Below are 23,748 nucleotides of genomic sequence, written 5' to 3'. Positions count from 1 at the left end.
CCGCCTCAAAACCCGGGGATGCGCTGCCTGCTAAGCCATTGCGCCAGCGCCGCCACGTCAGGGTCATGCAGGAAAGCCACTAACTGTCGGGCTCTGATCGCCCCCACGCCCGGCAGCGTGCGCCATTGCGCTTCACTCTTTGCCGTGAGGAGGCGCCAGTTTTCACTGCCAGGCCGCGCCAGCGTCCCCTGGGGCACCGGGATCCCCATCGCCAGCACCCAGCGTATAAAAGGCCGTTTACGAATAAGATCAAACTGATGCCAGAGGTGCTGCCCGCGGGCAGCCGAGATCCCCGGCATCGCCTGCAGCTGCTCCGGCGTGAGCGCCAGCCAGGAAAAAAGATGCTCCATCGGGTGCTGCTGCTGAATAACGCGCCATACGCTTTCCCCTACGCCATCGATATCCAGCGCCGACTTTGATGACAACCAGACCAGCCGGGAAAGAAACTGTTCGCTGCACTCGGGGGTGGCGAAATAGCAGGTTAGCGCATTGAATTTCGCCGCCGGCGCCGTCGGTTTACGGCGCTCGACCGTCCGCCAGACAACAGCGTCGATCCGTGGAATACCCTGGCCTGCCAGACTGATCTGCAGCTGATCGCCAACCCCAATATCCAGCGCCTGCCAGCGGCTCACAGAGCCAACGTTAACCCGCTGCACGCGTTTGTCATCCAGCCGCTGGGGCTCAAGCTCAGCCACTACGTTGAGTCTGCCGCTGCGGCCAGTACTGAAATGGATCGCCCGTACCTCCATCACCCGCGATGCCGGAGGATATTTCCAGGCTGCCAGCCACTCGCCCCTTCCCGGTGACCAGACGCGCCCCGACGGTTCGCGTCCTTCACGCACAATCACGCCATCGCTGACGAAGGGGAGCGGCGAGCGATACCAGCGCTGGCGCCACTCCGCCACCTGCTCAACGCGCGTTACCGAATGGGTGTATTGTCCGCTGTAGCCAAACCCCGCCTGCGCCAGCAGCTGCTGTCGACGGCGCATATCCGAGGGACCGTCTGGCCAGGCCCAGATAAAAACGTCCAGCTGGCTGAGCGCCGCCGCCGCCGCGTCAGCCCGCATCATCAACCCGGCGACTTTCGCCCGCGCGTTCATTCCGCCAGCCTGCTGCTGAATATGCCCCTCCCGACGCAGAAATAGCTCCCCCTGCAGCACGCTGTTGGCCAGTTCGCCGGTCGTCAACTTCGCCAGCGCCGGGATCTGCCGCGCTCGGGCGGTCCACAACTCACCGCGCAGGCCATCCCCGCGGCTGATAGCCTGAACCAGATGCCCCTGGCGATAGACCAGGGTGACCGCCACGCCGTCCACTTTAGGCTGTACCCACAGGTCGGTTTTATTTTTCATCCAGCGGGCCACGCTGGCCTCATCCGCCAGCTTGCGCACGCCGGTATGGGCGACCGGATGACGCGTATCGCCGGTCGGGGGAGGCAGATCGTCATCCTCAGGCGTCGCGCCCGGAAAGCATTGCCGCCACTGCGCCAGGCGCAGGGTGAGTTGGTCGTAAACGTCATCGCTCACCTCGCTGGCGCCCTGTCGCCAGTAAGCCTCGTTCCAGGCGTCAATCTGCTGATGTAGACGTGCGATCTCCTGTCTGCCTTTGGCCGGCGGCCAGTCCGGACACGACGCCAGCGCGCTGGCGGAGAACATCCCTATCGCCAGCCACCCTCCTCCTTTACGCATTGCTGTCCCCTCCTTCATCACCTGGCGGAGAGTCTGCGGCAGAATGCCGGAAACCGCGACGGCCGCTTTTTCACCCTGCGAAGCGCCTTCCAGGATTTACACCTCGTTGCAGCAACGGCTGGCGAATTCAGGAAAACGGCAGGCAAAATGAAAGAAACAGCGGCAAAAAGTGTGACAAGGACTGCGTCACGCCGCGGCGACGTGTATAATAGGCTCGTATGTAGGACCTCTTTCGATAACCACATACAAAAGACACTCATGGCTCAAGGCACGCTTTATATTGTTTCCGCCCCTAGCGGCGCGGGTAAATCCAGCCTGATTCAGGCTTTATTAAAAACCCAACCGTTGTATGACACCCAGGTATCGGTTTCCCATACCACGCGGGCGCCGCGTCCGGGTGAAGTGCACGGCGAACATTATTTCTTCGTGAATCACGACGAATTCCGCTCGATGATTGGCGAAAACGCGTTTCTGGAACATGCAGAGGTCTTTGGCAACTATTACGGCACGTCGCGTAAAGCGATCGAGCAGGTGCTGGCGACCGGCGTTGATGTCTTCCTCGATATCGACTGGCAGGGCGCGCAGCAGATCCGTAAAAGCATGCCTGGCGCACGCAGCATTTTTATTCTGCCGCCGTCAAAAGATGAACTGGACCGTCGCCTGCGCGGCCGCGGCCAGGACAGCGAAGAGGTGATCGCGAAGCGAATGGCCCAGGCCGTTGCGGAAATGAGCCATTACGCCGAATATGATTACCTGATTGTGAACGATGATTTTGACACCGCCCTGAGCGACCTGAAAAATATCATCCGCGCTGAACGTCTGCGCATGAGCCGCCAAAAGCAGCGACATGGCGCTTTAATCACCAAACTATTGGCAGACTGAACCCACATTCAGTATCATGCCCAGTCATTTCTTCACCTGTGGAGCATTTTAAGTATGGCACGCGTAACTGTTCAGGACGCTGTAGAGAAAATTGGTAACCGTTTTGACCTGGTACTGGTCGCCGCGCGTCGCGCTCGTCAGATGCAGGTAGGCGGAAAGGATCCGCTGGTACCGGAAGAAAACGATAAAACCACCGTAATCGCACTGCGCGAAATCGAAGAAGGTCTGATCAACAACCAGATCCTCGACGTACGTGAGCGCCAGGAACAGCAAGAGCAGGAAGCCGCTGAATTACAAGCCGTTACCGCGATTGCTGAAGGTCGTCGTTAATCACACAGCGGGTCGCCCTTGTATCTGTTTGAAAGCCTGAATCAGCTGATTCAAAACTACCTGCCGGAAGATCAGATCAAACGTCTGCGGCAGGCGTATCTCGTTGCACGTGACGCTCACGAGGGTCAGACACGTTCAAGCGGTGAACCTTATATCACGCACCCGGTCGCGGTAGCCTGTATTCTGGCCGAGATGAAGCTCGACTACGAAACGCTGATGGCCGCGCTGCTGCATGATGTGATTGAAGATACTCCCGCCACCTACCAGGACATGGAACAGCTTTTTGGTAAAAGCGTCGCCGAACTGGTAGAGGGGGTATCGAAACTTGATAAGCTCAAGTTCCGCGATAAGAAAGAGGCACAGGCCGAAAACTTTCGCAAAATGATCATGGCGATGGTGCAGGACATCCGCGTCATCCTCATCAAGCTTGCCGACCGCACCCACAACATGCGTACCCTGGGCTCGCTACGCCCGGATAAACGCCGCCGCATCGCCCGCGAAACGCTGGAAATCTACAGCCCGCTGGCGCACCGTTTAGGTATCCATCACATCAAAACCGAGCTCGAAGAGCTGGGCTTTGAGGCGCTGTACCCGAACCGCTACCGCGTCATTAAAGAGGTGGTCAAAGCGGCGCGCGGCAACCGTAAAGAGATGATCCAAAAGATTCTCTCGGAAATCGAAGGGCGTTTGCAGGAAGCGGGGATCCCCTGCCGCGTTAGCGGTCGCGAAAAGCATCTGTACTCGATCTACTGCAAAATGGTGCTTAAAGAGCAGCGTTTTCACTCGATCATGGATATCTACGCCTTCCGCGTTATCGTCCATGATGCCGATGTCTGCTACCGCGTGCTTGGCCAGATGCACAGCCTCTATAAACCGCGTCCAGGTCGTTTCAAAGATTACATCGCTATTCCGAAAGCGAACGGCTATCAGTCTTTGCACACCTCGATGATCGGCCCCCACGGCGTCCCGGTCGAGGTACAAATTCGTACCGAAGACATGGACCAGATGGCGGAGATGGGGGTCGCGGCGCACTGGGCTTATAAAGAGCACGGCGGCGAAAGCAGCACCACCGCGCAAATCCGCGCCCAGCGCTGGATGCAAAGCCTGCTGGAGCTGCAGCAGAGCGCCGGCAGCTCGTTTGAATTTATCGAGAGCGTTAAATCCGATCTGTTCCCCGATGAGATTTACGTTTTCACCCCGGAAGGCCGCATTGTCGAACTGCCCGCTGGCGCCACGCCGGTGGACTTCGCCTATGCGGTGCATACCGATATCGGCCATGCCTGCGTCGGCGCGCGCGTCGACCGCCAGCCCTATCCGCTGTCGCAGCCGCTCTCCAGCGGTCAGACTGTCGAAATTATTACCGCGCCGGGCGCACGTCCGAATGCCGCCTGGCTGAACTTTGTCGTCAGCTCGAAGGCGCGCGCCAAGATCCGTCAGCTGCTGAAAAACCTCAAGCGCGATGACTCGGTCAGCCTTGGCCGCCGTCTGCTCAACCACGCGCTGGGCGGTAGCCGCAAACTCGCCGAGATCCCGCCGGAGAATATCCAGCGCGAGCTCGACCGGATGAAGCTGGCCTCGCTTGACGACCTGCTGGCGGAGATCGGTCTGGGCAACGCCATGAGCGTGGTGGTGGCGAAAAACCTGCAGCAGGGCGAAGCTGCTGCGGCGCCGGTGCCAGCCAATGCCTCAAACCACGGCCATCTGCCGATCAAAGGCGCCGATGGCGTGCTGATCACTTTCGCCAAGTGCTGTCGCCCGATCCCCGGTGACCCGATTATCGCCCACGTCAGTCCCGGCAAAGGGCTGGTTATCCATCATGAATCCTGTCGTAACATCCGCGGCTACCAGAAAGAGCCGGAGAAATTTATGGCGGTTGAGTGGGATAAAGAGACCGCTCAGGAGTTCATTACGGAGATCAAGGTGGATATGTTTAACCACCAGGGCGCACTGGCTAACCTGACGGCGGCGATCAACACCGCCTCTTCCAATATCCAGAGCCTGAATACGGAAGAGAAAGATGGCCGCGTATACAGCGCCTTTATCCGCCTGACCGCCCGCGACCGCGTGCATCTGGCGAATATCATGCGCAAAATACGCGTCATGCCGGACGTGATTAAAGTCACCCGTAACCGAAATTAGCTTTTAGACAAAACATTCGAATTGCATCAAGGCGGCAAGCGAATGACAAATCTGCCGGGAGCAGATTTGAACGCTGCCTGCAGCGCCCCCGTCAGGGGCGAGGCCCAGGGATGGGCCGCGTGATCCGCAGCGGCTAAAGAGGTAATTCGAAGGATTAAGAGTAATGAATTCAAAGCGTTATGCGCGTATCTGCGAGATGCTCGCCAGGCGTCAGCCTGACCTGACGGTCTGCATGGAGCAGGTCCATAAGCCCCATAACGTCTCTGCGGTCATCCGGACCGCAGACGCCGTTGGCGTACACGAGGTGCACGCGGTCTGGCCGAGCAGCCGGATGCGCACCATGGCCTCCGCCGCCGCGGGCAGCAACAGCTGGGTGCAGGTGAAAACCCACCGTACCATCGCAGATGCCGTCGGCCACCTCAAAGGCCAGGGTATGCAAATCCTCGCCACCCATCTTTCCGACAAAGCCATCGATTTCCGTGAAATCGACTATACGCGCCCAACCTGCATCCTGATGGGTCAGGAGAAAACCGGCATCACTCAGGAAGCGCTGGCCCTGGCGGATCAGGACATTATTATCCCGATGATCGGCATGGTGCAGTCGCTGAACGTCTCCGTCGCCTCGGCGCTGATCCTGTATGAAGCCCAGCGGCAGCGACAGAATGCCGGGATGTACCAACGCGCCAACAGCATGCTGCCGCCGGAAGAGCAACAGCGCCTGCTGTTTGAAGGCGGCTATCCGGTGCTGGCCCGCGTCGCGAGACAAAAAGGGCTGCCTTACCCCCACGTTAACGAGCAGGGCGAAGTGGAAGCCGATGCCGCGTGGTGGGCCACCATGCAGGCTGCGAGGTAAACCCGATGTCAGGCCGCCTGTTAGATGCCGTTCCGCTCAGTTCACTCACCGGTGTCGGGGCTGCGCAGAGCAGCAAGCTGGCGAAGATCGGCCTGCATACGGTACAGGATCTGCTGCTGCACCTGCCTTTGCGCTACGAAGATCGCACCCATCTTTACCCGATAGCCGATCTGCTTCCCGGCGTTTATGCCACCGTGGAAGGCGAAGTGCTCAACAGCAATATCACCTTCGGCGGTCGCCGAATGATGACCTGCCAGATCAGCGACGGCACCGGCATCCTCACCATGCGCTTTTTCAACTTCAACGCGGCGATGAAAAACAGCCTCGCGACCGGTCGACGCGTGCTGGCCTACGGTGAAGCCAAACGCGGGAAGTACGGCGCCGAAATGATCCACCCGGAATATCGCGTCCAGGGCGATATGAGCACCCCGGAGCTGCAGGAGACCCTAACGCCGGTCTATCCGACTACCGAGGGCATTAAGCAGGCGACCCTGCGCAAGCTCACCGATCAGGCGCTCGAGCTGCTGGAGACCTGCGCTATCGGCGAACTCCTGCCGCCGGAGCTGGCGCAGGGGATGATGAGCCTGCCGGAGGCGCTGCGCACCCTGCATCGTCCGCCGCCATCGTTATTGCTTAGCGAGCTGGAAAGCGGCAAGCACCCGGCGCAGCAGCGCCTGATTCTGGAAGAGCTGCTGGCGCACAACCTCAGCATGCTGGCGCTGCGGGCAGGCGCCCAGCGCTATCACGCCCTGCCGCTCGGCGCCAACGATACCCTGAAAAATCAGCTGCTGGCCTCCCTGCCCTTTAAGCCCACCGGCGCGCAGGCGCGGGTCACCGCCGAGATCGAGCGCGATATGGCGCTGGACGTGCCAATGATGCGCCTGGTGCAGGGCGACGTCGGCTCCGGTAAAACGCTGGTCGCCGCCCTGGCCGCGTTGCGCGCTATCGCCCACGGCAAACAGGTGGCGCTGATGGCGCCCACCGAACTGCTCGCCGAGCAGCACGCCAATAACTTCCGCAGCTGGTTTGCACCGCTGGGCATTGAAGTCGGCTGGCTGGCGGGCAAACAGAAAGGCAAAGCCCGCCAGGCGCAGCAGGACGCGATCGCCAGCGGCGAGGTGCAGATGATTGTCGGCACCCACGCCATCTTCCAGGAACAGGTGCAGTTTAATGGCCTGGCGCTGGTGATTATCGACGAACAGCACCGCTTCGGCGTACACCAGCGGCTGGCGCTGTGGGAGAAAGGTCAGCAGCAGGGTTTTCATCCGCATCAGCTGATCATGACCGCCACGCCGATCCCGCGCACCCTGGCGATGACCGCCTACGCCGACCTCGATACCTCGGTTATCGACGAGCTGCCGCCGGGCCGAACCCCGGTGACCACCGTCGCCATCCCGGACACCCGGCGCAGCGATATTATCGACCGCGTGCGCAACGCCTGCACCCACGAAGGCCGCCAGGCCTATTGGGTCTGTACCCTCATCGAAGAGTCCGATCTGCTGGAGGCCCAGGCGGCGGAAGCCACCTGGGAGGAGCTCAAGCTGGCGCTGCCGGAGCTGAATATCGGTCTGGTGCACGGGCGGATGAAACCGGCGGAAAAGCAGGCGGTGATGCAGGCTTTCAAGCAGGGCGAAATGCACCTGCTGGTAGCCACGACGGTCATTGAAGTCGGTGTCGACGTGCCGAACTCGAGCCTGATGATTATCGAAAACCCGGAACGTCTGGGCCTGGCGCAGCTGCACCAGCTCAGAGGGCGCGTCGGGCGCGGCGCGGTCGCTTCCCACTGCGTGCTACTCTATAAATCGCCGCTCTCTAAAACGGCGCAGAAGCGTCTGCAGGTGCTGCGCGACAGCAATGACGGTTTCGTCATCGCCCAGAAAGACCTTGAAATTCGCGGTCCCGGCGAGCTGCTCGGCACACGCCAGACCGGCAACGCCGAGTTTAAAGTGGCGGATTTACTGCGCGATCAGGCGATGATCCCCGACGTTCAGCGCATTGCGCGCCACATTCATGAACGCTATCCGCTGCAGGCCCAGGCGCTGATCGAGCGCTGGATGCCGGAAACCGAACGCTATTCCAACGCGTAGCGCGCTTTTGCCGCGCTGCGGGCAATTTTTCTACACAATGAGTGGATTATGAAACGAGAACTGGCCATCGAATTTTCGCGTGTCACCGAAGCCGCCGCGCTGGCGGGCTATAAATGGCTGGGCCGCGGCGATAAAAACTCCGCCGACGGCGCAGCGGTGAACGCCATGCGCATTATGCTTAACCTCGTCAATATCGACGGCACCATCGTCATCGGCGAGGGCGAAATCGATGAAGCGCCGATGCTCTATATCGGCGAAAAAGTGGGCACTGGCAAGGGCGATGCGGTGGATATCGCCGTCGATCCCATCGAAGGCACCCGGATGACGGCGATGGGCCAGGCTAACGCCCTGGCGGTGATGGCGGTCGGCGATAAAGGCTGCTTCCTCAACGCGCCGGATATGTATATGGAAAAGCTGATTGTCGGCCCGGGCGCTAAAGGCGCTATCGACCTCAGTCTGCCGCTGGAAGAGAACCTGCGCAATATCGCCCGCGCACTGAACAAGCCGCTGGGCGAGCTGACCGTCACCGTGCTGGCGAAACCGCGCCACGACGCGGTGATTGCTCAGCTGCAGCAGCTGGGCGTGCGCGTGTTCGCCATTCCCGATGGCGACGTCGCGGCCTCCATTCTCACCTGCATGCCGGATAGCGAAGTCGACGTGCTGTACGGCATCGGCGGCGCGCCGGAAGGGGTGGTTTCCGCCGCGGTGATCCGCGCGCTCGACGGCGATATGCAGGGCCGCCTGCTGGCTCGTCACCACGTGAAGGGCGACAGTGAAGAGAATCGTCGCATCGGTGAAAACGAGCTGGCGCGCTGCAAAACCATGGGCATCGAAGCGGGTAAAGTGCTGCGCCTTGATGAAATGGCGCGCAGCGATAACGTCGTCTTCTCCGCCACCGGCATCACCAAAGGCGATCTGCTGGACGGCATCACCCGTAAGGGCAATATGGCCACCACCGAGACGCTGCTGATCCGCGGCAAGTCGCGCACCATCCGTCGGATCCAGTCGATTCATTACCTCGACCGTAAAGATCCGGACGTCCAGCAGCACATCCTGTAATACCGCTTTCTCTCCTCCAGGCAACCGTCCGCGGGCGGTTGTCCTGTTCTTCGTTTATATTTGATCAATAGAGCTTTCTTGCGCCTGCGGGGTGGAAATCTTGCCCGTCTGGGCCGAAGATAAAGCATCGCTTGGCAACAGGAGAAGACGATGGCGGACTGGGTTAGCGGCAAAGTGACAAAAGTGGAGTACTGGACGGACGCCTTGTTCAGTTTATACGTGCGGGCGCCGGTTCAGCCGTTTACCGCCGGGCAATTTACCAAGCTCGGGCTGGAAATCGACGGCGAACGCGTGCAGCGCGCCTACTCCTACGTCAACGCTCCCGGCAATCCCGATCTCGAGTTCTATCTGGTCACCGTCCCGGAAGGTAAACTGAGCCCGCGACTGGCGGCGCTGAAGCCGGGCGATGAGGTCCAGGTGGTGAGCGAAGCGGCTGGCTTCTTCGTCCTCGAGGAAGTACCGAATTGCGATACCCTGTGGATGCTGGCGACCGGCACCGCGCTTGGGCCTTACCTGTCGATTCTCCAGGAAGGCAAAGATCTTGAGCGCTTTAACCATCTGGTGCTGGTCCATGCCGTGCGCTACGCCGCGGACCTGAGCTATCTGCCGCTGATGCGCGAGCTTGAGCAGCGCTACGCCGGCAAATTACGCATCCAGACGGTGGTCAGTCGCGAAACCGTGGCAGGCTCGCTGACCGGCCGGGTGCCGTTCCTGATTGAAACCGGGGCGCTGGAGGAGGCGGTCGGCCTGCCGATGACCAACGACACCAGCCATGTGATGCTGTGCGGCAACCCGCAGATGGTGCGCGATACCCAACAGCTGTTAAAAGAGACCCGGCAGATGACCAAACATCTGCGTCGCCGGCCGGGCCACATGACGGCGGAGCACTACTGGTAATCAGGCGTCCGCTTTCCAGCGCACGTCCTGGGTCTCCTTGCCGAACTTATTCTCGCCCTGGGTGCCGACAAACGCCCCCAGGTCGATCAGCATCATGACGATAATCAGCGTCGGCACAAAGCGCCCGACGCCCCACTGCCAGACCTGCGGCAGCATCGCCCAGTTCCCCGCCAGCAGCATCCACGCCAAAATCATCAGCAGCGCCCACAGTCCGGATTTGCCGCGATCGTGCAGTCGCTTCACCACCACCGCCGCCGTCGGCCACAGCAGGCAGACGATAATAAACGCCGCCGTCTGCAGATTAAGCAGATTGCTCCCTGCCAGGGTGAACAGAGCGCTCATGGTCACCAGCCAGATGGCAATCCAGATCCAGAAATCGCGGCGGCCAATGCGCCCTTTAATTGAGAATAACCACTGCTGTAGGGTCATGCGTTTTTCCTTATCATCATCGTCTGCGTAGTTTACCCTGGCGTCGTGACTTTTTGACAAGCGCCGCGCTTCCCGATTTAATCGTCAGCAGGCAAAAAAAGGAACGACGGGCATGAAGAAGTGGACAATCTTGTGTTTCAGTGGGCTGATGGGCCTTGCCGTCGGCCCGCACGCGTTGTCCGCAGAAAGCGAATCGACGACCGCTGCCCCCTACCTGCTCGCCGGCGCGCCGAGCTTTGACCTGTCGATCAGCCAGTTCCGGGAAAAATTTAACGCCGATAACCCGAAGCTGCCTCTGAATGAATTCCGTTCCATATCAACCAGCCGCGATCGGGCTAACCTGACCCGCGCCGCCAGCAAGATAAACGAAAATCTCTATGCCTCCACCGCGCTGGAGCGCGGCACGCTGAAGATCAAATCCATGCAGATCACCTGGCTACCGATCCAGGGGCCGGAGCAAAAAGCGGCGAAGGCCAAAGCGCTGGAGTATATGAGCGCCATGATCCGCGCCTTCGTGCCCACCCTTAGCCCGGCGCAGAGCCAGCAAAAACTGCAGAAACTCCTGACCGCCGGCAAAGGCAAACGCTACTTCGCCGACACCGAGGGCGCCGTGCGCTATGTGGTAGCAGATCATGGCGAAAAGGGTCTGACCTTCGCTATTGAACCGATTAAGCTGGCGCTATCTGAAACGCTGGAAGGTAACAATAAATGACAAAAAGCAAAGCCTTTCCAGTGACGAGTCTCTATACTGTTTCACAGACCATGCTGCCCTCTGGGGCGGCTATATTCCTTAATTCGCTTAAGTAGCGTGGAGAATTAAAATGCGACATCCTTTAGTGATGGGTAACTGGAAACTGAACGGCAGCCGCCACATGGTAAACGAACTGGTTGCGAACCTGCGTACCGAGCTGGCTGGCGTAAGCGGCTGTGCAGTTGCCATCGCCCCGCCGGAAATGTATCTGGACCTGGCTAAGCGTGCGGCAGAAGGCAGCCACATCCACCTGGGCGCGCAGAACGTTGACGTGAACCTGTCCGGCGCTTTCACCGGTGAAACCTCCGCCGAAATGCTGAAAGATATCGGCGCGCAGTACATCATCATCGGCCACTCCGAGCGTCGTACCTACCACAAAGAATCCGACGAGCTGATCGCGAAGAAATTCGCCGTGCTGAAAGAGCAGGGTCTGACTCCGGTACTGTGCATCGGTGAAACCGAAGCGGAAAACGAAGCGGGCAAAACGGAAGAAGTTTGCGCGCGTCAGATCGACGCGGTACTGAAAACGCAGGGCGCTGCCGCTTTCGAAGGCGTGGTTATCGCTTACGAACCCGTATGGGCTATCGGTACCGGCAAATCCGCGACCCCGGCTCAGGCTCAGGCGGTGCACAAATTCATCCGTGACCACATTGCTAAAGCTGACGCCAAAATCGCTGAGCAAGTGATCATCCAGTACGGCGGTTCCGTTAACGCTGGCAACGCAGCAGAGCTGTTCACCCAGCCGGACATCGACGGCGCGCTGGTTGGCGGCGCTTCCCTGAAAGCAGACGCTTTCGCGGTGATCGTGAAAGCTGCAGAAGCGGCGAAAAAAGCCTAATCCGCTTTTCCCGGTGGCGACACGCGACCGGGATGACTGATAACTCTCTGAAGCCCGGCTTCGCACAGCGCAAGCCGGGCTTTTTTTGCCGCTACAGTTTCCCCAACAGCTGATACCAGGCGTAGTCCAGCGGCAGCAAAATCAAATAGCTCACCGCCGCCAGCGCCAGACACAGCAGCATCCCCGCCCTCGCCGGGACCTTGCCTAACCCCATCGCGACCACGATCGGCGACGCCTGATACGGCAGCAGCGGCGTGGAATAGCCCAGTACCTGAATCATAATTACGCTCAGCAACGGGAAGCCGGTGGCGTCGGCAAAGCTCTGGGCAAAGGTGGTGTAGAGCGCCGGCACGCCGTTGGCGGTCATAATAAAGTTCAGCGCGCTGGTTATCCCGGTCAGAGCGAGAAAGCTGGTGAAAGGATTGTCTTTATCCAGGGGCATCACTTCCAGCAGCGCATTGCCCACCACGCCGCCAATCCCGGTTTGGGTGACGGTGATCGCCAGCCCCAGAATCCCGGCGACGTAGATGCAGGTGCGCATATTCACGCCGCTGGCAAACTCCTCGCCGCTGATAAAGCCCACCCGCGGCAGCAGCGTTACCACCGCCGCCGCCAGGCCGGTCCACGCCGGGCCGACGCCGTGCCAGCTCTCGGTCACCCACAGCGTGAGGACCACCGCCAGCAGCCACGCCAGACGCTTCTCGTCGCGGCTCATCGCCGGCAGCGGCGCCAGGTCGCGCGGCGGATGCGGCTTACCAGGAAACAGCCAGCAGATTAGCGCCACCAGCGCCGCCCCTTTCAGCCAGCCAAGCACCGGCGTATGCAGCAGTAAATAGGGGACATAATTCAAGTGGATACCGTACGAGCCTTCCGCCGCGCCGCTCATCACCAGATTCGGCACGTTGGCGGGCAGAATGGTCGCCGACAGCTGAAAGGTGCCGAATCCCACCGCCAGCGCCAGGCCGAACCAGCCGCGGCTACCGTCGGCAATGCCCGCCCGGCGGGCCATCGCCGCCACGATCGGCATCAGCAGCGCGATGCGCCCCATGTTGGAAGGCATCACGAACGCCAGGGCGTAGCTGAGGAGTACCACGCTGGCGACCATCCGCGGCCAGGAGTCGGTTAGCCGCGCCGACAACGCCTGCGCCGCCCGGTCCGCCAGCCCGGTTTTACGGATCGCGATGCCGAGCACAAAGCCGCTGAACACCAGCCAGAAGGCCGAGGAGGCAAAGCCGCCAAAGATCACCTCCGGCGGGGCGATTTTCGCCATCATCGCCGCAGCGAAAAACAGCAGCGCGGTGATAAACTCCGGCAGCAGCGATGTCGCCCAGAGCACAATGGTGACGCCGACAATCAGTGAAGGGAGGAACAGCGGGTGGGTAAGCCAGAGCGACATGCCTGTCTCCTGTCGTTTTTTTCAGCAAGAATACGACGACAGGTAAGACAGGTAAACGCCAGAACTAGTGGTTTGCGTTAAGGATGGCGCAGCGATGATCCTGAATCTCTTCCGCCGAGGCCCGGTTCAGGGAGAGCAGGTTACGCTCCGTCGCCAGCAGCACCAGCGAGCCGTCGCTCTGCTGGGCCATCGCCAGCGCGAAGCGTCCCATATGCTGACGCGCCTCCGGCACCTCTTCCGCCAGCATCAGGAATGGGCTGCGCTGGGCCAGCTCCGCCTCCGTCACCCGGCGCGCCAGGTATTCATGGCCCTCAAGCCCACCCGGTAGCGGCAGCCAGCGGCTGCTGATCGCCGCCGCATCCTTATCTAACTGCGCGCGCACATCGGGGCGCAGGCAAGAGATATGAATATGGAAATGGTTTTGCGTGCGTCCGCTGCGCGAGTTGATTGCCAGCGCTACCGCGTTATCCGGGACCGGCGCGCCGTGGCGCTGGCTCATGATTTCACGCCCCTGCCAGGCCTGCCAGAAGAAGTTGGGCGTCAGCGGATCCAACAGCAGCGGGCTTTCGGTGCCGTTAATGCGGTAGGTCGGCATCAGCAAATACTGCAGCGGGCCGTTACGGTCTTTAAACAGCACATAGCCGCCCTTGAGGTTCACTTCGGCGCACGGCGACGGGTTTTGCTGCTGTTGCTGATGGGGAACGCACTGCTGCAGAACAATCTTGCGCAACGCGTCCGGGTTGCCAGAGTGCAGCCAGTAGTAGCCGCCGGCCAGCGCCGCGAGGATCGCCACCAGCAGCGCCAGCAAAAAGTATCTTACTCTTCTCATTTTCATTCCCTGTTAAGCCTGAAGCGGAAGAGTAACGTAATTTGATGACTAAATGAAAACAGATGACGGGCGGGGCGCTTTTCCGGATGGCGTCTGGCGCGTTGCCCGGGCTACGCTGGCGGCCTGTAGGCCTGCGCAAGCACAGCCGCTGCAGGGCGATGGCAGCAAGCCCCGCCGGAGCGGGGCTGGAGAGGTTTAACGCTGGCTAATTTGGTCGAAGGTGCCGCCGTTGGAGAAGTGCGCTTTCTGCGCTTTCGTCCAGCCGCCGAACTCCTGATCGATAGTGAACAGCTTCAGTTTCGGGAATTCATTAGCATATTTCTTCGCCACGTTCGGATCGCGCGGACGGTAGAAGTTCTTCGCCGCAATCTCCTGGCCTTCCGGCGAGTAGAGATACTTCAGGTACGCTTCCGCCACCTGGCGGGTGCCTTTCTTATCCACGACTTTATCGACCACCGAAACGGTCGGCTCAGCCAGAATCGACTCACTCGGAGTCACGATTTCAAACTTGTCTTTGCCCAGTTCGTTGGTCGCCAGCAGCGCTTCGTTTTCCCAGGCGATCAGCACATCGCCGATCCCACGTTCTACGAAGGTATTGGTCGAACCGCGCGCGCCGGAGTCCAGCACTTCCACGTTTTTATACAGCGCCTTGACGAACTCCTGGGCTTTCGCCTGGTCGCCATGGTTCTGATGCAGGGCATAGCCCCAGGCCGCCAGGTAGTTCCAGCGAGCGCCGCCGGAGCTTTTCGGGTTCGGGGTAATGACCGACACGCCCGGTTTGATCAGGTCGTTCCAGTCATGGATCTGTTTCGGGTTGCCCTTACGGACGAGGAACACGATGGTGGAAGTATAGGGCGCGGAGTTATCCGGCAGGCGCTTCAGCCAGTTTTTATCGATACGACCGCGCTCGGCGATCGCGTTGACGTCGTAGGCCAGCGCCAGCGTAACCACATCCGCTTCAATACCGTTAATCACCGAGGTCGCCTGCTTGCCGGAGCCGCCGTGCGACTGGCGGATCACCACGTTGTCGCCGGTCTCCTGCTTCCAGTGCGCGCTGAACGCTTTGTTGTACTGTTCGTACAGCTCGCGCGTTGGATCATAAGATACGTTTAATAGCTGAATGTCTTTTGCCAGAACGCTGGCGGATGCCAGCAACAGAGTTAACCCTACGCCCCACTTATTCATCGCACCGCTCTCTTTATGTCGTGTTGTGATGGGCTAAGCGTGCCAGAAAGCGATTCAATGATTAAAGAATAAAAAAAGATTGGCTATAACTTGCGAGAATAAAGGAAGGGATAAGGATCACCCCCTCCCTGGCGGGAGAGGGCGCGAAGCGATTAGACTTCTTCCATGCGGCCCAGCAGCGCCTGCAGACGCTCCTGCCAGCCCTGCTGCTGCTCTTTCAGCTGGCTGTTTTCGCGCTCCAGCTCTTCACGACCATGCTGCGCGCTCTGAACTTCCTGCGCCAGGGTGTTGTTCTTTTCTTTTAGCTCTTCGATTTCCATCTGCAACAGAGTGATGGTATCAATCGCCTGCTGAACCTTAGATTCTAATTTCTCAAACACTTCTAATGACATCGTCATACCTCTCCTGAACTTGCAAGGCGTTGATAGAAACTGGTGTTTCGTATACGCGGTCCCGCCTTAACGAAAATTAGCGCACATAGCGGTGTTATCGTCGATTGTATGAATCCCCGCCTCCCCTGTCCAGCGGCAAGCCGCGCAGATTGCGGTTTGCAACACTTTTCAGTCTTTACCTGGTACTTTCAGCGCAGTTCGCTCGTACTTCATGAGCCATTGTTAATTTTATGGTTAACAAAATGCGAGGTGAAACGCTCCGGCAGCGCGCTCAATGCGCGCGAATGGCGCGAAAACGCTCATTTTCTTGACGTGGTACACACATTTGAAGTTCGATATTTCTCGTTTTTGCTCGTTAACGATAAATTAACACTATGCCTACATGGCAATATGGTCGTCTGTGACCGCCCTACATACAATAATCATCACCACGCTTCAGGATTCGATTATGAGCCAAACATCAACCTTAAAAGGCCAGTGCATCGCAGAGTTCCTCGGTACCGGGTTGTTGATCTTTTTCGGCGTTGGGTGCGTGGCTGCGCTCAAGGTCGCGGGAGCCAGCTTCGGACAATGGGAAATCAGCATCATCTGGGGTCTGGGCGTCGCCATGGCGATCTACCTGACCGCCGGGGTATCCGGTGCGCACCTTAACCCTGCGGTGACCATCGCGCTCTGGCTGTTCGCCTGCTTCGATGGCCGCAAAGTGGTTCCTTTTATTATTTCGCAATTCGCTGGCGCCTTTTGCGCTGCGGCATTAGTTTACGGGCTTTATTACAATCTTTTCCTCGATTATGAAACCACCCACCATATGGTACGCGGCAGCGTGGAAAGCCTTGATCTGGCTGGCATCTTCTCCACTTACCCGAACCCGCATATCAATTTTGTGCAGGCCTTCGCGGTAGAGATGGTGATTACCGCTATCCTGATGGGCGTCATCCTGGCGCTGACCGACGATGGCAACGGCGTGCCGCGCGGCCCGCTGGCGCCGCTGCTGATCGGCCTGCTGATCGCGGTGATTGGCGCCTCCATGGGCCCGCTGACCGGCTTCGCCATGAACCCGGCGCGTGATATCGGCCCGAAAGCCTTCGCCTGGCTGGCCGGCTGGGGTGATGTCGCCTTCACCGGCGGCAAAGATATACCTTATTTCCTGGTGCCGCTGTGCGCACCGGTGGTCGGCGCGGCGCTGGGCGCGTTCAGCTATCGTAAGCTGATTGGCCGCCACCTGCCTTGCGACACCTGCGTGGACGAAGAGCAACAGAGCCCCTCCTCTTCCACCACTCAACATAAAGCTTCGCTGTAATCTGACTACGGGACACCGACTATGACCGACAAAAAATATATCGTTGCGCTTGACCAGGGCACTACCAGCTCCCGGGCCGTTGTGATGGATCATGATGCCAATATCGTCAGCGTCTCCCAGCGAGAATTCGAACAAATTTATCCTAAGCCAGGCTGGGTCGAACACGACCCGATGGAAATCTGGGCGTCCCAAAGCTCGACGCTGGTCGAAGCGCTGGCCAAAGCGGATATCAACTCCGATCAGATCGCGGCCATCGGTATCACCAACCAGCGTGAGACCGTGGTGGTGTGGGAGCGTGAGACCGGCAAACCGATCTATAACGCCATCGTCTGGCAGTGCCGCCGCACCGCAGAGATCTGCGAGCAGCTCAAGCGTGACGGGATGGAGGAGTATATCCGCAAGGCCACTGGCCTGGTGGTGGACCCCTACTTCTCCGGCACCAAGGTGAAATGGATCCTCGACCATGTCGAAGGTTCCCGTGAGCGTGCGAAGCGCGGTGAGCTGCTGTTTGGCACCGTGGACACCTGGCTTATCTGGAAGATGACCCAGGGTCGCGTGCACGTCACCGACTACACCAACGCCTCGCGCACCATGCTGTTCAACATCCACGACCTGGACTGGGACGACAAGATGCTCGACGCGCTGGATATTCCGCGCGCCATGCTGCCGGAAGTGCGCAAGTCGTCCGAAGTGTACGGCCAGACTAACATCGGTGGTAAAGGCGGGACCCGTATTCCTATCGCCGGGATCGCCGGTGACCAGCAGGCGGCCCTGTTCGGCCAGCTGTGCGTCAAGGAAGGGATGGCGAAAAATACCTATGGCACCGGCTGCTTTATGCTGATGAACACCGGCGAAAAAGCAGTGACCTCCACTCACGGTTTGCTGACCACCATCGCCTGCGGTCCGCGCGGCGAGGTGAACTACGCTCTGGAAGGGGCGGTGTTTATGGCTGGCGCCTCCATCCAGTGGCTGCGCGACGAGATGAAGCTCATCAGCGATGCGTTCGACTCCGAGTACTTCGCCACCAAAGTGAAGGACACCAACGGCGTGTATGTCGTGCCCGCGTTCACCGGTCTTGGCGCGCCCTACTGGGACCCGTATGCCCGCGGCGCGATTTTCGGCCTCACCCGCGGCGTGAACTCGAACCACATTATCCGTGCGACGTTGGAGTCCATCGCCTATCAGACCCGCGACGTGCTGGAAGCAATGCAGGCTGACTCCGGTATCCGTCTGCACGCCCTGCGCGTGGACGGCGGCGCGGTGGCCAACAACTTCCTGATGCAGTTCCAGTCCGATATCCTCGGCACCCGTGTGGAGCGTCCGGAAGTGCGCGAAGTCACAGCCCTGGGCGCCGCCTATCTGGCCGGGCTGGCGGTCGGCTTCTGGCAGAACCTTGATGAGCTGCAGGAGAAAGCGGTGATTGAGCGCGAATTCCGCCCGGGCATTGAAACCACCGAGCGCAACTATCGCTACAGCGGCTGGAAGAAAGCGGTGAAACGCGCCCTGGCGTGGGAAGAGCACGACGAAGCGTAAGATTGTTGAGGTATTCCCGGCTGGCGGCGTAAACGCCTTGGCCGGGATACAACCAGCAGGCCGCACACCCCGTAGCCCGGCTAAGCGTAGCGCGAGCCGGGGAGAAGCCGCGCCAACGCATAAATCCCGGGGTATCCCCGGGTTGCGGCGTAAACGCCTTACCCGGGCTACACAGCCCGCAGACCGCATAATCAGGTAGCGCACCGCCTCCGGGTTTTTATCAGCCAAACACCGGCAGCAGCAGAAACAGCTTAATCACCAGCGCGTTGACGATATCGATAAAGAACGCCCCCACCATCGGCACCACCAGGAAGGCCATGTGCGACGGGCCAAAACGGTCGGTAATCGCCTGCATATTGGCAATCGCCGTCGGCGTTGCCCCCAGACCAAACCCACAGTGGCCCGCCGCCAGCACCGCGGCATCGTAGTTTTTGCCCATCATCCGGTAGGTGACGAACACCGCATACAGCGCCATCGCCAACGCCTGGACCGCCAGGATAATAATCATCGGCAGCGCCAGGGAGGCCAACTCCCACAGTTTGAGGCTCATCAGCGCCATGGCGAGGAACAGCGACAGGCTGACGTTGCCCAGCACCGACACCGCGCGATCGAACACCCGATACAACCCCGCCAGCGCCAGGCTGTTGCTAAGGATCACGCCGATAAACAGCACGCAGACGAAGGTCGGCAGCTCAAAGACGCTGCCCGCCAGCAGTTGCGCAACCACCTTGCCCAGCGTCAGACAGATGGCGATCAGGGCGATACTCTCGATCAGCACCAGCGACGTGATCACCCGCCCTACGTCCGGCTTTTCAAAGGCGGTCGGCGCTACCTGATCGTCCGGCGTCCCGTCAGGAGAGGAAGAGTGCTTCACCAGGTAACGCGCCACCGGGCCGCCGATCAGACCGCCGAGCACCAGGCCGAAGGTCGCGCAGGCCATCGCCACCTCCGTGGCATTGGCAAAACCATAGCGCTCAATGAACAGCTTGCTCCACGCCGCGCCGGTGCCGTGGCCGCCGGAAAGGGTGATAGTGCCGGCCAGCAGACCCATCAGCGGATCCAGCCCCAGCAGCTTCGCCATGCCGATACCGAGGGCGTTCTGCAGCAGCAGCAGACCAACCACCACAATCAGAAAGGTACCCAGCACCTTGCCGCCCGCCCGCAGGCTGGCGAGGTTGGCGTTAAGCCCGATGGTGGCGAAGAACGCCAGCATCAGCGGATCTTTGAGGCTCATATCGAAATCAATTTCGATATCCATACTTTTTTTCAGCACCAGCAGCGCCAGCGCCACCAGCAGACCGCCGGCAACAGGTTCAGGAATGGTGTATTGCTTGAGGAGGGGAACGGTTTGGACGAGTTTTCTGCCGAGTAACAGCACAAGCGTTGCGGCAACGAGCGTCGATAAGGTATCGAGATGAAACATAAAAAGCTCCTTATGGCGCATGATCCATTCACACGCGACGATATTCCTGGTGTCTTTAGCTTCTCATCATGAGGAGTCAGAGGGGGATTTTACGCAGAACGGCGGAAAAAATGACAGAAAAACATATTTTGTATCCTGAATGATGCGATTTAGCATACAAAATGTTAATTATCTCGTTGCGCATATTCACGGCATAAATTTTTATGGGCAAACGCTGGCAAACGTTTGCTTTTGGTCTACAGTCCGATAAAATTCCCGCTTTGCCACCTTGGGATTGCTTGTGATGTCCGTTAACACCGCAGAGTCAGAAAATGCGCAACCGGTTGCGCATAAACCAGCCAGCGAATTAATCTACCGCCTCGAAGATCGCCCACCGCTACCGCAAACCCTGTTCGCCGCCTTCCAGCACCTGCTGGCGATGTTTGTCGCGGTGATCACCCCGGCGCTGTTAATCTGCCAGGCTCTCGGTCTCCCGGCGCAAGATACCCAACATATCATCAGCATGTCGCTGTTCGCCTCGGGCGTGGCCTCCATTATTCAGATCAAAGCCTGGGGCCCGGTCGGTTCCGGACTGCTCTCCATTCAGGGCACCAGCTTCAACTTTGTCGCCCCACTCATCATGGGCGGCACCGCGCTGAAAACCGGCGGCGCCGACGTCCCGACAATGATGGCCGCCCTGTTCGGCACCCTGATGCTGGCCAGCTGCACGGAAATGGTTCTCTCCCGCGTCCTGCATCTGGCGCGCCGCATCATTACCCCGCTGGTCTCCGGCGTGGTGGTGATGATTATCGGCCTGTCGCTGATTCAGGTCGGATTGACCTCCATCGGCGGCGGCTACGCGGCGATGGCCGACCACACCTTCGGCGCGCCGAAGAACCTGCTGCTGGCGGGCATCGTGCTGGCGCTGATCATCATTCTCAACCGCCAGCGTAATCCCTATTTGCGCATCGCTTCGCTGGTGATTGCCATGGCGGCGGGCTATCTGGCGGCGTGGTTCCTCGATATGCTGCCGGCCAACACCGCCCCGACCAACAGCAGCCTCATCACCGTTCCGACACCGCTGTACTATGGCCTCGGCATCGACTGGAGCCTGCTGCTGCCGCTGATGCTGGTGTTTATGATCACCTCCCTGGAAACCATCGGCGATATCACCGCCACCTCCGATGTCTCCGAGCAGCCGGTCTCCGGTCCGCTGTATATGAAACGTCTGAAAGGCGGCGTGCTGGCTAACGGCCTCAACTCCTTTGTTTCCGCGGTCTTCAACACCTTCCCGAACTCCTGCTTCGGCCAGAACAACGGCGTGATCCAGCTGACCGGCGTCGCCAGCCGCTACGTCGGCTTTGTGGTAGCGCTGATGCTGATCGTCCTCGGGCTGTTCCCGGCGGTGAGCGGTTTCGTACAGCATATCCCTGAGCCGGTGCTCGGCGGCGCCACGCTGGTGATGTTCGGCACCATCGCCGCGTCCGGCGTGCGCATCGTCTCCCGCGAGCCGCTGAATCGCCGGGCGATCCTGATTATCGCCCTGTCGCTGGCGGTGGGCCTCGGCGTGTCGCAACAGCCGTTGATCCTGCAGTTCGCGCCGGACTGGCTGAAGAATCTGCTCTCCTCCGGCATCGCCGCCGGCGGTATCACGGCGATTGTTCTGAATTTAATTTTCCCGCCGGAAAAAGCCTGATTTAACGCGCCCCCGGTCGTGCCATCGGCCGGGACGCCCCCCTGTTGTCCTCCACCGCCTGCTCCGTCACGGAAATAAACCACGCCTGCCTTGAGAAGTGCGCCTAAATCGGGCATAACACGGTTATGTGCATCTCACAGAGTGGAAGACCATGAAATTTCTTGGAAAGCTGATTCTCTGGCTGCTAGTCGCTCTGCTGCTCGTCATGGTTGGCGCGTGGTTCCTGCTGCAAACCCACTGGGGCGCCCGCCAGGCCAGCGCCTGGCTCAGCAATGGCACCGGCTGGCAGGTCTCCTTCGATGCGATGGATCATGATTTCTCCTCCCCTCTGCATGTGCAGTTGCAAAACGTCACCTTTGGCCGGGAAGGTAAGCCGGCAACCCTGGTGGCGAAAACGGTCGATATTGGTTTCAGCACCCGCCAGTTTAGCGACCCGCTGCATGCGGATGAGATTGTCCTTAACGACGGCACCCTGAATCTGTCCCCCCACTCTGCCGACCTGCCGTTCGCTGCCGACCGGCTAATGTTGCGCAATATGGCTTTCAATAGTCCGGAAACCGGCTGGGCGCTCAGCGCGCAGCGCGTCACCGGCGGCGTCAGCCCATGGGCGCCGGAGGCAGGCAATGTGCTGGGGAAAACGGCACAGATCCAGATGAGCGCAGGTTCAATGACGCTCAACGGCGTCGAAGCCAGCAACGTCCTGATTCAGGGCAAGATTGATCAGGGCGAGGTCACCCTCTCCACCCTCGGCGCCGATGTCGCCCGCGGCACCTTAACCGGCAATGCGAAACGCAGCGCCGACGGCAGCTGGCTGGTGGATAACCTTCAGCTAAATGAGATCCGACTGCAGAGCGCCGCCTCGCTGGCCGACTTTTTCGCGCCGTTAACCACGGTCCCCTCTCTGCAGATTGGCCGCCTGGATATCACCGACGCCCGCCTGCAGGGGCCGGACTGGGCGGTAACCGACCTCGACCTGAACCTGCGCAACCTGACGCTCAGTCACGGCGGCTGGCAGAGCCAGGACGGCACGCTGTCGATGAATGCCAGCGAATTTATCTACGGCTCGCTGCACTTTTTCGACCCGATCGTGAATGCCGAATTTTCACCCCAGGGTATTGCCCTGCGCCAGTTCTCCTCGCGCTGGGAGGGCGGCATGGTGCGAACCTCCGGCAACTGGCTGCGCGCCGGTAACGCGCTGGTGCTCGACGACACCGCCTTCGCCGGGCTGGAATACACGCTGCCGGCGAACTGGAAGCCGCTGTGGATGACGCCGCTGCCGGCCTGGCTGCAAAGCCTGACGCTGAAAAAATTCAGCGCCAGCCGCAACCTGATCATCGATGTGGACCCTGCCTTCCCATGGCAAATTACCGCTCTCGATGGCTATGGCGGCGAGCTTCAGCTGGTGAAAAACGGCAGCTGGGGGGTGTGGAACGGTAGTGCGACGCTGAACGCCGCGGCGGCGACTTTTAACCGAATTGACGTGCGCCGCCCTTCACTCAAGCTGAGCGCCACGGCGTCGACGCTCAATATCACTGAGCTCAGCGCGTTCACCGAGCGCGGTATTCTGCAGGCCACCGCCGCGGTATCCCAGCTGCCGCAGCGCCAGGTCAATTTGAGCTTGAACGGCCGCGGCGTGCCGCTGAATATTCTGCAGGCCTGGGGCTGGCCTTCGCTCCCCATCAGCGGGGATGGCAATCTCCAGCTGACCGCCAGCGGCAGCGTGCAGGCCGATGCCCCGCTCAAGCCGACGGTCAACGCACAGCTTAGCGCCGTGAACATGGAGAAACAGCAGGTGGCGCAAACGATGCGCAACGGCGAGGTCAATACCGCCCCCGCCGCGCCAGCGCCCGCTCCCGTCACGCCATAGCGATATCCCATCCCCCTCTCCCCCACGGAAGAGGGAAGGCTTCTCAGCAAAAACGCCGCTCTGGCTACGCCCTCTCCCTGTCAGGGAGAGGGTCTGCAGGCATTCTGAAACCTGTGTGCAATAAGCGGCTATCTGTGCCTATTTACCGCTACTGGTTCCCTTCAAATATCAGAGTTGCTATAACCAAAATACTGGAAG

At 59.9% G+C, this 23,748-nt stretch carries 20 protein-coding genes; 13 read left to right on the top strand and 7 right to left on the bottom strand.

Annotated features, from left to right (window positions below; translation table 11 throughout):
* Window positions 1-5 precede the first annotated feature (5 nt).
* On the bottom strand, window positions 6-1,685 hold the full coding sequence (gene ligB / locus ACOI7Z_RS13050) for an NAD-dependent DNA ligase LigB (protein WP_087848700.1): 1,680 nt from the start codon (window positions 1,683-1,685) through the stop codon (window positions 6-8).
* Between the two features lie 258 nt (window positions 1,686-1,943).
* Here ligB and gmk point away from each other — a divergent pair, with 258 nt between their 5' ends.
* The 7 genes from gmk to fpr all read left to right on the top strand — a co-directional run bounded on the left by gmk (window position 1,944) and on the right by fpr (window position 9,932).
* Window positions 1,944-2,567, top strand: coding sequence for a guanylate kinase (gene gmk, locus ACOI7Z_RS13045; protein ID WP_002922664.1), 624 nt, complete (start codon window positions 1,944-1,946; stop codon window positions 2,565-2,567).
* 54 nt (window positions 2,568-2,621) lie between these two features.
* The gene (gene rpoZ / locus ACOI7Z_RS13040; RefSeq protein ID WP_000135058.1) at window positions 2,622-2,897 is read left to right on the top strand and encodes a DNA-directed RNA polymerase subunit omega; all 276 of its coding nucleotides are present in this window, start codon (window positions 2,622-2,624) and stop codon (window positions 2,895-2,897) included.
* A gap of 18 nt (window positions 2,898-2,915) precedes the next feature.
* Window positions 2,916-5,036, top strand: coding sequence for a bifunctional GTP diphosphokinase/guanosine-3',5'-bis pyrophosphate 3'-pyrophosphohydrolase (spoT, locus tag ACOI7Z_RS13035; protein ID WP_004205080.1), 2,121 nt, complete (start codon window positions 2,916-2,918; stop codon window positions 5,034-5,036).
* 163 nt (window positions 5,037-5,199) lie between these two features.
* Window positions 5,200-5,889, top strand: coding sequence for a tRNA (guanosine(18)-2'-O)-methyltransferase TrmH (trmH, locus tag ACOI7Z_RS13030; protein WP_087848701.1), 690 nt, complete (start codon window positions 5,200-5,202; stop codon window positions 5,887-5,889).
* A 5-nt stretch (window positions 5,890-5,894) separates the two neighbouring features.
* Window positions 5,895-7,976 (top strand): ATP-dependent DNA helicase RecG, encoded by a 2,082-nt coding sequence (gene recG, locus ACOI7Z_RS13025; RefSeq protein WP_023291375.1) that lies wholly within the window; start codon window positions 5,895-5,897, stop codon window positions 7,974-7,976.
* A gap of 48 nt (window positions 7,977-8,024) precedes the next feature.
* Window positions 8,025-9,035, top strand: a complete 1,011-nt coding sequence (glpX, locus tag ACOI7Z_RS13020) for a class II fructose-bisphosphatase (RefSeq protein WP_023291376.1) — start codon at window positions 8,025-8,027, stop codon at window positions 9,033-9,035.
* A gap of 150 nt (window positions 9,036-9,185) precedes the next feature.
* Complete coding sequence (gene fpr, locus ACOI7Z_RS13015; protein WP_023291377.1) at window positions 9,186-9,932, top strand: ferredoxin--NADP(+) reductase; 747 nt, start codon at window positions 9,186-9,188, stop codon at window positions 9,930-9,932.
* On the opposite strand, the gene ACOI7Z_RS13010 is transcribed toward fpr, so the two are convergent.
* Entirely contained in the window at window positions 9,933-10,361 is a 429-nt protein-coding gene (locus ACOI7Z_RS13010) for a DUF805 domain-containing protein (protein WP_004173894.1), read from the bottom strand.
* Window positions 10,362-10,473: 112 nt separating this feature from the next.
* Here ACOI7Z_RS13010 and ACOI7Z_RS13005 point away from each other — a divergent pair, with 112 nt between their 5' ends.
* Complete coding sequence (locus ACOI7Z_RS13005) at window positions 10,474-11,073, top strand: YiiQ family protein (RefSeq protein WP_023291378.1); 600 nt, start codon at window positions 10,474-10,476, stop codon at window positions 11,071-11,073.
* A 109-nt stretch (window positions 11,074-11,182) separates the two neighbouring features.
* On the top strand, window positions 11,183-11,950 hold the full coding sequence (gene tpiA / locus ACOI7Z_RS13000; protein WP_002922909.1) for a triose-phosphate isomerase: 768 nt from the start codon (window positions 11,183-11,185) through the stop codon (window positions 11,948-11,950).
* 91 nt (window positions 11,951-12,041) lie between these two features.
* Here tpiA and ACOI7Z_RS12995 read toward each other — a convergent pair whose 3' ends face one another.
* The 4 genes from ACOI7Z_RS12995 to zapB all read right to left on the bottom strand — a co-directional run bounded on the left by ACOI7Z_RS12995 (window position 12,042) and on the right by zapB (window position 15,758).
* Window positions 12,042-13,346: an SLC13 family permease gene (locus ACOI7Z_RS12995; RefSeq protein WP_023291379.1), complete on the bottom strand. Its 1,305-nt coding sequence runs from the start codon at window positions 13,344-13,346 to the stop codon at window positions 12,042-12,044.
* A 64-nt stretch (window positions 13,347-13,410) separates the two neighbouring features.
* A complete protein-coding gene (locus ACOI7Z_RS12990; RefSeq protein ID WP_170927807.1) occupies window positions 13,411-14,181 on the bottom strand; it encodes a CDP-diacylglycerol diphosphatase in 771 nt (256 codons plus the stop codon).
* A 189-nt stretch (window positions 14,182-14,370) separates the two neighbouring features.
* The gene (locus tag ACOI7Z_RS12985) at window positions 14,371-15,360 is read right to left on the bottom strand and encodes a sulfate ABC transporter substrate-binding protein (RefSeq protein WP_087848703.1); all 990 of its coding nucleotides are present in this window, start codon (window positions 15,358-15,360) and stop codon (window positions 14,371-14,373) included.
* A gap of 152 nt (window positions 15,361-15,512) precedes the next feature.
* A complete protein-coding gene (gene zapB, locus ACOI7Z_RS12980; RefSeq protein ID WP_086075620.1) occupies window positions 15,513-15,758 on the bottom strand; it encodes a septal ring assembly protein ZapB in 246 nt (81 codons plus the stop codon).
* A gap of 442 nt (window positions 15,759-16,200) precedes the next feature.
* Between zapB and ACOI7Z_RS12975 the strand changes: the two genes are divergently transcribed.
* Complete coding sequence (locus ACOI7Z_RS12975) at window positions 16,201-17,052, top strand: MIP/aquaporin family protein (RefSeq protein WP_012967047.1); 852 nt, start codon at window positions 16,201-16,203, stop codon at window positions 17,050-17,052.
* Window positions 17,053-17,073: 21 nt separating this feature from the next.
* Window positions 17,074-18,585, top strand: coding sequence for a glycerol kinase GlpK (glpK, locus tag ACOI7Z_RS12970; protein WP_004873089.1), 1,512 nt, complete (start codon window positions 17,074-17,076; stop codon window positions 18,583-18,585).
* A gap of 220 nt (window positions 18,586-18,805) precedes the next feature.
* Here glpK and gltS read toward each other — a convergent pair whose 3' ends face one another.
* Complete coding sequence (gltS, locus tag ACOI7Z_RS12965) at window positions 18,806-20,008, bottom strand: sodium/glutamate symporter (protein WP_032454381.1); 1,203 nt, start codon at window positions 20,006-20,008, stop codon at window positions 18,806-18,808.
* A gap of 283 nt (window positions 20,009-20,291) precedes the next feature.
* Here gltS and ACOI7Z_RS12960 point away from each other — a divergent pair, with 283 nt between their 5' ends.
* Together ACOI7Z_RS12960 and ACOI7Z_RS12955 are read left to right on the top strand one after the other, a co-directional pair.
* Entirely contained in the window at window positions 20,292-21,683 is a 1,392-nt protein-coding gene (locus ACOI7Z_RS12960; RefSeq protein WP_004150226.1) for a nucleobase:cation symporter-2 family protein, read from the top strand.
* Window positions 21,684-21,834: 151 nt separating this feature from the next.
* Window positions 21,835-23,550 (top strand): AsmA family protein, encoded by a 1,716-nt coding sequence (locus ACOI7Z_RS12955; RefSeq protein WP_044525058.1) that lies wholly within the window; start codon window positions 21,835-21,837, stop codon window positions 23,548-23,550.
* Window positions 23,551-23,748: the final 198 nt, after the last annotated feature.

This window comes from Klebsiella sp. C283, from assembly GCF_048822555.1.
GTDB classification, from domain to species: domain Bacteria; phylum Pseudomonadota; class Gammaproteobacteria; order Enterobacterales; family Enterobacteriaceae; genus Klebsiella; species Klebsiella quasipneumoniae.
This window is presented reverse-complemented; position numbering and strand designations above follow the sequence as displayed.